This is a genomic window from uncultured Dokdonia sp. (assembly GCF_937910895.1).
GTDB lineage: Bacteria > Bacteroidota > Bacteroidia > Flavobacteriales > Flavobacteriaceae > Dokdonia.
In genome coordinates this window covers 22719-33118 of record NZ_CALEMI010000130.1, presented here as the reverse complement: position 1 = coordinate 33118, position 10400 = coordinate 22719, and the positions used below count along the sequence as shown (strand labels likewise).

At 34.5% G+C, this 10400-nt stretch carries 10 protein-coding genes; 5 read left to right on the top strand and 5 right to left on the bottom strand.

Features of this window, described 5'->3' with window-relative positions; all coding sequences use genetic code 11:
- From Q0505_RS15710 to Q0505_RS15690, 5 genes are all read right to left on the bottom strand, one after another.
- A partial coding sequence (locus Q0505_RS15710; RefSeq protein WP_299214825.1) for a POTRA domain-containing protein occupies positions 1–2351 on the bottom strand: 2351 nt, incomplete at its 3' end.
- A complete protein-coding gene (locus Q0505_RS15705; RefSeq protein ID WP_299214823.1) occupies positions 2284–3024 on the bottom strand; it encodes an isoprenyl transferase in 741 nt (246 codons plus the stop codon). The genes Q0505_RS15710 and Q0505_RS15705, both read right to left, overlap by 68 nt.
- A gap of 7 nt (positions 3025–3031) precedes the next feature.
- The gene (locus tag Q0505_RS15700; protein ID WP_299214822.1) at positions 3032–3715 is read right to left on the bottom strand and encodes a DUF6089 family protein; all 684 of its coding nucleotides are present in this window, start codon (positions 3713–3715) and stop codon (positions 3032–3034) included.
- Positions 3716–3870: 155 nt separating this feature from the next.
- Positions 3871–4755: an NAD kinase gene (locus Q0505_RS15695; RefSeq protein ID WP_299214819.1), complete on the bottom strand. Its 885-nt coding sequence runs from the start codon at positions 4753–4755 to the stop codon at positions 3871–3873.
- Positions 4756–4759: 4 nt separating this feature from the next.
- Positions 4760–5416 (bottom strand): CBS domain-containing protein, encoded by a 657-nt coding sequence (locus Q0505_RS15690; RefSeq protein ID WP_299214818.1) that lies wholly within the window; start codon positions 5414–5416, stop codon positions 4760–4762.
- An 80-nt stretch (positions 5417–5496) separates the two neighbouring features.
- Between Q0505_RS15690 and Q0505_RS15685 the strand changes: the two genes are divergently transcribed.
- The 5 genes from Q0505_RS15685 to Q0505_RS15665 all read left to right on the top strand — a co-directional run bounded on the left by Q0505_RS15685 (position 5497) and on the right by Q0505_RS15665 (position 10392).
- Positions 5497–6213: a pyridoxine 5'-phosphate synthase gene (locus tag Q0505_RS15685; RefSeq protein WP_299214816.1), complete on the top strand. Its 717-nt coding sequence runs from the start codon at positions 5497–5499 to the stop codon at positions 6211–6213.
- Positions 6210–6977, top strand: a complete 768-nt coding sequence (locus tag Q0505_RS15680; RefSeq protein WP_299214814.1) for an alpha/beta fold hydrolase — start codon at positions 6210–6212, stop codon at positions 6975–6977. Before Q0505_RS15685 ends, Q0505_RS15680 begins: the two co-directional genes overlap by 4 nt.
- A gap of 117 nt (positions 6978–7094) precedes the next feature.
- On the top strand, positions 7095–8378 hold the full coding sequence (locus Q0505_RS15675; protein ID WP_299214812.1) for an outer membrane protein transport protein: 1284 nt from the start codon (positions 7095–7097) through the stop codon (positions 8376–8378).
- A 10-nt stretch (positions 8379–8388) separates the two neighbouring features.
- Positions 8389–9936: a G-D-S-L family lipolytic protein gene (locus Q0505_RS15670; protein ID WP_366519431.1), complete on the top strand. Its 1548-nt coding sequence runs from the start codon at positions 8389–8391 to the stop codon at positions 9934–9936.
- 90 nt (positions 9937–10026) lie between these two features.
- Entirely contained in the window at positions 10027–10392 is a 366-nt protein-coding gene (locus Q0505_RS15665) for a phage holin family protein (protein WP_299214810.1), read from the top strand.
- Positions 10393–10400: the final 8 nt, after the last annotated feature.

The window sequence follows — 10400 nt, the reverse complement described above, 5'->3', positions numbered from 1 at the left end:
TTATTTTGATTGATGAATGAAAGAAGAGTGTTTGCTATTCCAATTCCAGCAATTAGCATCGCACTAATAGAAACTAATGATAAAAACTGTGAAAAATTATTAATAATTCTCTTTAATCCACTTGCTGAATTTTCAGGATATCTAATTGTAACTTTTTGATCATCTTTAAATATATCTTTAATTCTTTTTTCTAGTTTTTTAGCATCATCACTTCCATTAAATTTTACTTTGTAAAATTCTAAGAAGTTAAATCGCTCTTGATCTATTTCTCCAAGCGCATCTGAATCTTGATTTTCTAATGCTACAAGTCTGTCTTCTGCTAACGCTTTATAATCTACATTATTAAATAGCGAATAGGGTGGCGTAAGTTTGGCAGTAATGCTCCACTCTGAACCTGATACTGGGAATATTGGGTTATTAGCCGTGTTATTTCTACTAAGGCCAATAGTATATCCTAAGTTTTTAGAAGATCCATTTCCAAAAGTAAATAGCCCAGTATTAAAATTCTTTAAATTGAAATTTTGATAACTGATAGCATGAGATAATGTAAAAAGTCGATCAGGCCAGTTTAAACGTTTTGCCAGACCAATAGATCCTCCCGTAATAATATTTTTGCTATCTCTATTGACACGATCCCTTGCACTAGTTGCATTGTTGTTAAATTGAAATTGTATCGTATGTGATAATGAGACCGACAATTGTACTGGTTTTTTTCCTCCAAACCAAGGGTCTGTAAGTGAGATGCTATAAGTCTGGAAAAATTGACTGGCTTGAGCTCTTAATGAAAAACGCTGACCATCTCCCATAGGTAAAGGCTTATAGGCTTCTTTGTTAAAGATGTTTTGTATAGAGAAATTATTAAAAGATAATCCTAACGTTCCTACAAAACCACCACCTCCAAAACCACCTTGTAGTTCTATCTGACTAGCTCCCTGCTCTACAACATTGTATTCTAAATCTACAGTACCTCCTATTTGATCAAAGTTTTTAAATTCAGGAGTAAGCTGTTGCGGATCGAAAAATCCGAGTTGTCCAAGCTGACGAATCGTAGAGACTACAGCTTGTTTACTATACTGTTGTCCTGGTCTTGTCAAAAGTTCTCTATAAATTACCTTATCCTTTGTTTTATCATTTCCTTTTACCTCAACTCTGTTAAAGTATGCTAGTTTTCCTTCGGAGATTCGAATTTCAAAATTAATAGTATCATTTTCGACGCCAGTTTCAACAGCATTAATGTTTGAAAATAAATAACCGCTATTTTGGTAAAGGTTTGCAAGGTCATCTGCATCAGGATCTCCTTCTTTTTGGATACGTTCTTTTAATAAAACTCCATTATAGACATCACCTTTCTTTAAAACCAATTGTCTTAAAAGTTGTGCGTCAGAGTATACTGTGTTACCAATAAAATCAATATCACCTATATAGTATTTTTTTCCTTCTTCAATAGAAAGTTTTAAGGTAATACCATCATCATCATTTTTAATAATGGTGTCTGATACAATACGAGCATCTCTATATCCATTCTCTTTATATTTATCTATGATAGCTTTTTTATCATCTTGATAATCAGATCGGATAAATTTGGAGCGTTTGTAAAAACGAAGAGGATTTTTTCTCTTCGTGTTTTTCATAGCACGTCTAAGTTTTTTAGCTTTTATTTTTTCACTCCCTTCAAATATGATTTCATCTACTTTTACTCTAGAGCCTTTGTCTATGTTTACTACGAGGTTCACCTTATTTTTTGATGTAGAATCCTCTTTAGGAATTACATTTATAAAGGTCTTAGCATTGTAATATCCTTTTTTCTTGTAGGTATTTTCAATGTAGTTTTTTGTAGTTGTGATAAGGTTTTCAGTGACTTTAGCTCCTTTGTTTAAGCTATTATCTTTAATAAAAGTGTTGCCTTTCTTTTCTTTAATTCCTTTGAATTTTATTTCATTTAGTTCAGGAACTTCCTTAATATCAAGTTGAAGATCAACGACATCACCTCTTACATCTGTAACATATAGGTTAATATCTGAGAATAATTCTAATGCCCATAATTTTTTTATGACATTACTTATTTTTTCTCCAGGAAGATAGATACGTTCTCCAGAACGTAGGCCTGTAAATGTGATTACAGTATTTTCGTTATAGGTAGAGGTTCCTGTTACAGTGATATTACCGATCTCATACTTAACTTCTGGATCTAGAGGTAAATCTCTCTGAGCTTGCGAGACTACAGTTGTAAATAATAGCAGTACAAAAGTAATTTTTTTTAATATCAAGCTTTGATTTATTAAGTTATTGAATTTGTTCACTTGTCTTTCCAAATCTTCGTTCTCTTTTCTGGTAATTGTAAATAGCTTCATGTAAATTCTTTTTCTTGAAATCAGGCCATAGTACATCTGTAAAGTAAAACTCTGCATATGCTATTTGCCATAATAAAAAATTACTAACACGTTGCTCTCCGCTTGTTCTTATAAGTAAATCAACATCCGGCATATCGTGGGTGTAAAGATGCTTATTAATATAAGACTCATCAATCTCATCGGGCGAAATTATGTTATTTTTAACTTTAATGCTTATTTCCTTTACGGTTTTAAGGATTTCTTCACGAGCGCCATAGCTTAGCGCCAATGTAACTCTTAATCTTTTGTTATCTTTTGTTTGCTCCATGACCTCTTTTAACTCTTTTTGAGCTTTTTGAGGTAATGTTTCGATATTGCCTATAGCTTTTAATGAAACATCGTTTTTTTGGAGTGTTTTGATTTCTTTTTTAAGAGAAGATACAAGTAGATTCATTAAGACATCTACTTCTTTTTTTGGTCGATTCCAATTTTCTGTAGAAAAGGCATATAACGTCAGATGTTCAATTCCGATTTCGGCACAAGCTTCAACGGTCTCTCTAACCGCTTGCGTACCTCTTTTGTGACCGGCAGCTCGCAGTAATCCTTGTTTTTTGGCCCAACGACCATTACCATCCATGATCACAGCAATGTGACGTGGTAATTTGTCGTGGTTAATTTGATCTAAAAAATCCATCTCATTATTAGAATGCGCAAAAACATGGTTTGCGTCCAAAGGTATACGTCAAGGTAAATCCTGTAAACATGTACCAGTCATTATTGTTTATATTTCCAAAGCGCAATGTCCCATTAGTATCATCTTCAGGGGCACTACCGTCCAGATTATCTGTTAACGTGTATCTTGCTCCTATTTCAAAGGCAAGTACAAATTTTGATCCAATAACAGCTTTATATCCTAATACCATTGGAATTGCAAAATCCCAAGCAGTACCAGTTTTCTGAACATTGTTACCATTAAGGGCTAACTCATCGTGATTAAAATATGTAAATCCTGTATATAAATAGGGTGTAGAAGGATTTCTACTATTAAACATATCAAAATCCCAGAATGTGTATTCTAGACCTAATGAAACTTCTTTTACACTATTTTTAAATGAATATCCGCGAAGTTGCCTTCTTGATTCATCACTTTGTGAGTCTGCACTTTCTAATTGTGTAAAAAGTGCAGTAAATCTAAAAGAGTGTCGCTTGCTACGATTCCATTTAAAAATACCACCTATAACAGGGGAGTTTGGAGCAATGTAACTTGTTGATCCAACATCTCCTATAAAATTTGACCCTCCTGCATACAAACCTACTTCGTAAGTTTGTGCTTGAGCGTTAAAGCCTAAAAAAATGGCGATTATTACAATCGTCAAATACCTCATATAGCTGTAAAAGTTTGCAAATATAACAATAATGTGCGGGTAGAGACCATTCTATCAAAATAATGATTTTTGAGATGTGATTCTTTTAGTAAAAGAATGGTTAAAATATGTCCATACTACACACAGAGTTAACAATGATTATTGAAAATTATTGCCTAGTTGCGTTTATCTTCTCCCCATAGTAGTTTTTCTCGCAGGGTTTTTAAAAAGCTTTCTCCCTCTAAATTGATTAAACGGATAGTGAATGGTGCTTTCCTTAAAGTAATGGTTGTTTCATTATTTAAAGTGGCTATTCTTGAGTCTAATGATATTAGATGTTGCTTTTCTCTTCCAGAAACTTTTAAAGTAATGACAGTATCATCTGGTATAACAAGAGGTCTGGCATTCAAATTATGGGGAGCTATAGGTGTTAAGATTAGGCTAGATGTGTGAGGTATAATAACGGGACCTCCACAACTTAATGAGTATCCTGTAGAGCCAGTAGGGGTGGATACGATGAGTCCGTCAGCCCAATAATTTGTAAGAGATTCTCCGTTTAAATGCGTAGCTATAGAAATCATAGATGTCGTGTTTTTACGACTTACTACAATTTCATTAAGCGCAAAATTGATATCTCCAAAAACGTCTACCTCATCGTCTATTGTAACCTGTAACAGACTTCGTTTAGATAATGTGTAGTCACCTGCAAGAATTTTGTCTATAGAAGTTGAAATTTCTTTTTTCTTGATCGTAGCCAGAAAACCTAATCTTCCTGTATTAATGCCAACAATAGGAATAGAAAGATCTCTTATATATGTTGCTGTCTTGAGTATGGTGCCATCTCCTCCTATACTGAAAAATAAGTCATAACTAGTGTCTAATTCTTCAAATGTGCTAAAATGCCGGTAATTTTTATCAATAGCATCATGTTCATGAATAAGTCTAAGAAAATTTTTTTCAATAATAACTTCGATCTTTTTTTTATCTAAAATATCCAGCAGTTGTTGCACATAAAGCGCTGCTTCTTTATGATAAAATTGACCATAAATACCTATTTTCATGGATTTATATATTAAGATACTTTTCTAAATATTGAGAGCGTTTTCTTAAATCTTTAATAAAAGTATCTTCTTGGTGACTAGAAACAATAGTGTAATTATATCTTCTAAATGCTGCGAGAATATCATTAAAATTAGAACGTCCAATTTTTATGGAGATTTGAGCAACATCATTTTCGATTTTAGAAATAAAGCCACCCCAAATTTTACCTTCATTGGACTCCACAATCTGACTTATTTCACTAAAAGAGTAATCCTGTATCCCTTTTTCTATGATGACCACACTTCCTGGTTCACTTATAAATGGTGTGTTATTAAAGAAATTCATAACATCTGCCAACTCGTAATATCCTATATAGGTGTTCTTTTCATCAAGTACAGGCATAATGTTAGCACTATTTTGAGCAAATGTTTCAAGTACATCTAGCCAATTAGTTTCGTATCGGACGAAAAAATGTTGATACGCATGCACATATTCAGAAATAATACAGGTAGCATCATAGCAATGTGTGTCATTTTCAGCGAGACAGCCTACGTATGTACCATCCCTGTGAATAGGAACGTGAGAGAGCGTTGTCTGACTAAAAATAGTTTGTACTTCACCTATGGACTCTTTTTCAGAGACAGGTTTAATATCGTTAATTATAAAATCTGTAATACTCATAGTGCAAAATAATGAAAAATAACTGGGCTAGCGTTAGCGTCTTCGTATTTTTGTATTCAAATTTTATACCATTATTCATAATGACAAAATTAAGTGTAAACGTAAATAAAATAGCAACGCTTCGTAATGCACGTGGAGGTAATGTACCAAATCTCCTAAAAGTGTCTGCTGATCTTGAAAAATATGGAACACAGGGGATCACAATACATCCAAGGCCTGATGAGAGACATATACGATATCAAGATGCCCGTGATCTCAAAGAGATCGTGACTACCGAGTTTAATATAGAAGGAAACCCCGTTCAAAAATTTATTGATCTTGTGTTAGAAGTGAAGCCAACACAAGTAACACTAGTTCCAGATGCCGTAGATGCAATTACTAGCAATGCAGGATGGGATACGATACAGCACAAATCATTTTTGCAGGATGTGATTGCAGTATTCAAAAGTGAAGGTATCCGCACGTCTATATTTGTAGATCCTGTACAGAAGATGATAGAGGGCGCAAAAGCTACAGGAACAGACCGTATTGAGTTATATACAGAAAGTTATGCAACACTGTATCCTTCAAATAAAGAAGATGCTATACGCCCTTATATAGAGAGCGCTTTTGTGGCAAATGAGTTAGAACTTGGTATAAATGCAGGACATGATCTTTCGTTAGAAAATATTGCATACTTTAAAAACAGTATTCCAGAATTATTAGAAGTGTCAATAGGTCATGCATTAGTGTCAGAAGCATTATATCAAGGTTTTGAAAGTGTGATTGCACAATACCTTAAAAAATTAGGTTCATGATACTACACGCTAATATCATAGGAGAAGGAAAGCCACTTATTATTCTGCATGGTTTTCTGGGTATGGGTGACAATTGGAAAACACTTGCAAAGCAATTTGCAACACAGGAATATGAGGTGCATCTTTTAGATCAACGCAATCATGGGCGTAGCTTTCATAGTGATGATTTCAGCTATGAACTCATGGCGCGTGACCTCAAGAACTATTGCGAAGAAAAAAGACTGTCTTCTATTCATTTAATAGGGCATTCTATGGGAGGGAAGACAGCAATGCTTTTTGCTGTCATGTATCCAGAATTGGTTTCAAAACTGATTGTGGTAGATATAGCACCAAAATTTTATCCGCAACACCATCAAATCATACTTGAAGGGCTTTCTGCATTATCCAATAATAAGGAGGCATTACAAGGAAGAAAAGAAGCTGATGCTTTCTTGTCACGATATATTAAGGAGGTAGGCGTGCGCCAGTTTTTATTAAAAAATCTCTATTGGGTAGACAAGAGTACTTTAGGGCTTAGAGTAAATCTGCCAGTGTTAATCAATGAGATTGAACGTGTCGGAGAGGCATTACCATCTCATTATTCTTTTGACAAGCCCGCGTTGTTTTTAAGAGGGGGAGCTTCCAATTATATTCTTGATGAAGATAAGGATGCGATTTTTTCCGCTTTCGCGAAAGCAAAATTAACAACAATCCCAAAAGTAGGACATTGGCTACATGCTGAAAACCCCGCTCAGTTTTATAAAGAAGTTATGGCATTTTTGTAAAATTTTACTATGTACGCATAATAAAGTACGTTAATAAATTGTAAAAACTTAAAAATATCCTATTTTTGCGTGGTTTCTTTTGAGAAAACAATAAAAATCTTAACCTAAATTAATTTTATGAGAAAAGTAGTAAGTGTATTTGTACTTATGCTCGTTTGTGCTGTTACTTATGCTGGTGGATACCGTGTAAGTCTTCAGGGAAACAGAGCATTAGCTATGGGTCATACAGGAGTTGCGGTAGTAAATAATGCAGAATTAGCATTTTTTAACCCTGCAGGATTAGTTCATTTGGAAAATAAGCTCAATATCTCTGTAGGAGGATTTGGTGTTTTTTCTGATGTGGCATTTCAAAACGAACAATTTGGACAGGCAACACAAACCGATAGTCCAGTAGGTACTCCATTGTATCTATACGCAAGTTATAAGTTAAATGAAAAATTTGCATTAGGTCTTGCTGTATATACACCTTATGGAAGTACAGTAGAGTATCCTACAGATTGGGCAGGATCACATCTTGTTAATAATATAGAGTTACAAGCGATCTACGTACAGCCTTCATTTTCTTGGGAAGTAGTAGAAGATAGATTCAGTATTGGAGGGGGACCTATCCTTGCTATAGGGTCTGTAAACTTTAATCGTAATCTAAGTAGAAACCTAACAGATTTAGAAGGAAACAGATCTAACGTTACTATAGATGCAAGTGGTATCTTAGAATTTGGATGGACTGTGGGGGCCTTATTAAACTTAGATAATCAAGACAAATGGAAGTTAGGATTTAACTACCGTTCATTAATAGATGTAGAAGTAGAAGCTGGAGACGGAGAGGCCGTATTTTCTAATGTGCCTAACTCACCTCTTGCACCTATTGCCAATGGAACTTTTGATTTTACAGCATCATTACCTTTACCAGCAGAGTGGACAGTAGGTCTTTCTTACCGACCTAATGAAAAATGGTTACTTGCTTTTGATTATAACTATGCAGAGTGGAGTGCGTATAACTCTCTTGATCTTGAATTTTTGAATACAGATGGTTCTGTGGCTTTAGAGTCTATAAACCCTCGTAATTATAAAAATGCAAGTACGTATCGTTTTGGAGCACAATATTCACCTTCAAAGAAATTTGATCTTAGAGTGGGATATTATTTTGATGAATCACCTGTACAAGCTGGGTTCTTTGCTCCTGAAACACCACGTAATGATTCTAATGGATTTACTGGAGGATTTACATACAATATCAATGATAAATTTGCTATAGATGCTTCTTTCTTATACTTACGATTCAAAGAGATTGATGCTTCTTACGATGCATTTACAGAGACAGACGGAACACCAGCACCTTTTGGAGGAACGTATAAGTCAAGTGCTTTTGCGCCAGGAATTGGTTTAAGTTATAAACTTTAAATAAAAAACAATGATGAAAAATTATATAAAATATATAGCAGTTCTTTCATTAGGGTTTGGGTTTGTGGCTTGTGAGCCAGAATTTGACACCCCTATTGACGAAAATAACTTTTATACAAGTGGAGAAGCAGATTTCTCTAACTATGTATCTGTAGGAAATTCTCTTACTGCTGGATTTGCAGATGGGACATTATATAGAACAGGACAAGAAAATTCGTATCCTAATATTATGGCGCAACAATTTGCGCTTGCAGGTGGAGGTTCATTTACACAACCTCTTATGAATGATAATATAGGAGGATTGTTATTAGGAGGATTACAATTACCAGGATTCAATCCTCGTTTTGTACTTGCTACAGACGAGAATGGAAATCCAGGACCAGCAATCATCAACCAATCTCCTACAACAGAGGTTTCAAATATTCTTTCTGGACCTTTTAACAATGTTGGAGTTCCAGGAGCAAGAAGTTTTGACTTATTATTCCCAGGATACGGTAATATAGCAGGCTTAACAACAACGCCAATAAGTGCAAACCCTTACTTTGTAAGATTTGCTTCTTCTTCAGATGCAACCGTAATTGGAGATGCAGTTGCTCAGAATCCTTCTTTCTTTTCTCTTTGGATAGGAAATAATGATATCTTAGGATATGCTACTTCTGGAGGATCTGGTGTAGACCAAACTGGTAATTTTGATCCTTCTACTTATGCAAGTAATGATATTACAGATCCTAATGTATTTGCAGGTGCTTATTCTCAGATGGTAGAAACATTAGTAGCTGGCGGAGCAGATGGTGTACTTGTTAATATCCCAGATGTAACTTCTATTCCGTTTTTTACAACAGTGCCAACACAGTCTATTCCTTTAGATGCACCTACGGCTACGTTTTTAAATGATAATTTTGGATTGTATAATACGGTAGTATTGCCAACACTCGTTAGTTTTGGTATCATTACAGCTGAAGAAGCAGCTTCTCGTACCATTAATTTTGTAGAGGGAGTGAATTTTCCAATTATGACAGATGATGATCTTACAGATGTAAGCGCTATTCTTCAAGGGCCACCAGTAAATCTTGATGCTGCGACAGCTAATTTATTAGGACAGTTACGTCAAGCTACTAGTGCAGATATATTACCATTAACCGCCGCTGGTGTATTAGGTACCACAGTAAATAATGACCCTACATTAATCAATGGAGTATCTGTGCCTTTAGCAGATCAGTTTGTATTAACTGTAGCAGAGCAAGCTAGAGTAGCTGTGGCACAAGCGTCATACAATGCAACGATCCAAGCAGTAGCAAGTGCAAATGGACTTGCTTTTGCAGATGCACGTACAGGTTTACAACAAGTAGCAAACGGAGGAGTATCCTATAATGGAGGTGTTTTAACATCTACATTTGTTACAGGAGGAGGATTTTCTTTAGATGGTGTTCATCCAACACCTAGAGGGTATGCATTTACGGCAAATCTAATTCTAGATGCTATCAATTCTAAATATGGTTCTAATATACCAGGTGTAGATATTGGGAATTTTTCTTCCATAACAATAAGTAATGACTAAATGACAGTTTATTGCCTATAAAAAAGTAAAAGATGCACTTATTTAGTGCATCTTTTTTTTTGGTATTCTATTTGCCTTATTAAAATCATTATGAAATCTATTCTTAAAATTATATTAACGACTATCGCAGTACTCATTCTGGCAAATGTATTGCCAGGAGTCTCTGTAGATGGTTTTGTCACATCTCTTTGGGTTGCTATTTTATTAGCTTTTTTAAGATTTGTAGTAAGACCTATACTCGTAATTCTGACATTACCTATTACGCTACTAACTTTTGGACTGTTTTTATTAGTTATAAACGCAGTACTTATTTTATTAGTAGATTATTTTATTAAAGGCTTTGAAGTTAGTGGTTTTTGGATAGCCATACTCTTTAGTATTTTGCTGAGTATATTCCAAAGTATTTTATTTCAATTCCTTAAAGAAGATGTGAAACAACTGAATACAAGAAATTAAAACATTGT

What these genes read in the sequence shown, in the direction of transcription:
- Q0505_RS15705 (WP_299214823.1), bottom strand. Translation starts at nt 3,024, where the DNA reads ATGGATTTTTTAGATCAAATTAACCACGACAAATTACCACGTCACATT.
- Q0505_RS15700 (WP_299214822.1), bottom strand. Translation starts at nt 3,715, where the DNA reads ATGAGGTATTTGACGATTGTAATAATCGCCATTTTTTTAGGCTTTAAC.
- Q0505_RS15695 (WP_299214819.1), bottom strand. Translation starts at nt 4,755, where the DNA reads ATGAAAATAGGTATTTATGGTCAATTTTATCATAAAGAAGCAGCGCTT.
- Q0505_RS15690 (WP_299214818.1), bottom strand. Translation starts at nt 5,416, where the DNA reads ATGAGTATTACAGATTTTATAATTAACGATATTAAACCTGTCTCTGAA.
- Q0505_RS15685 (WP_299214816.1), top strand. Translation starts at nt 5,497, where the DNA reads ATGACAAAATTAAGTGTAAACGTAAATAAAATAGCAACGCTTCGTAAT.
- Q0505_RS15680 (WP_299214814.1), top strand. Translation starts at nt 6,210, where the DNA reads ATGATACTACACGCTAATATCATAGGAGAAGGAAAGCCACTTATTATT.
- Q0505_RS15675 (WP_299214812.1), top strand. Translation starts at nt 7,095, where the DNA reads ATGAGAAAAGTAGTAAGTGTATTTGTACTTATGCTCGTTTGTGCTGTT.
- Q0505_RS15670 (WP_366519431.1), top strand. Translation starts at nt 8,389, where the DNA reads ATGATGAAAAATTATATAAAATATATAGCAGTTCTTTCATTAGGGTTT.
- Q0505_RS15665 (WP_299214810.1), top strand. Translation starts at nt 10,027, where the DNA reads ATGAAATCTATTCTTAAAATTATATTAACGACTATCGCAGTACTCATT.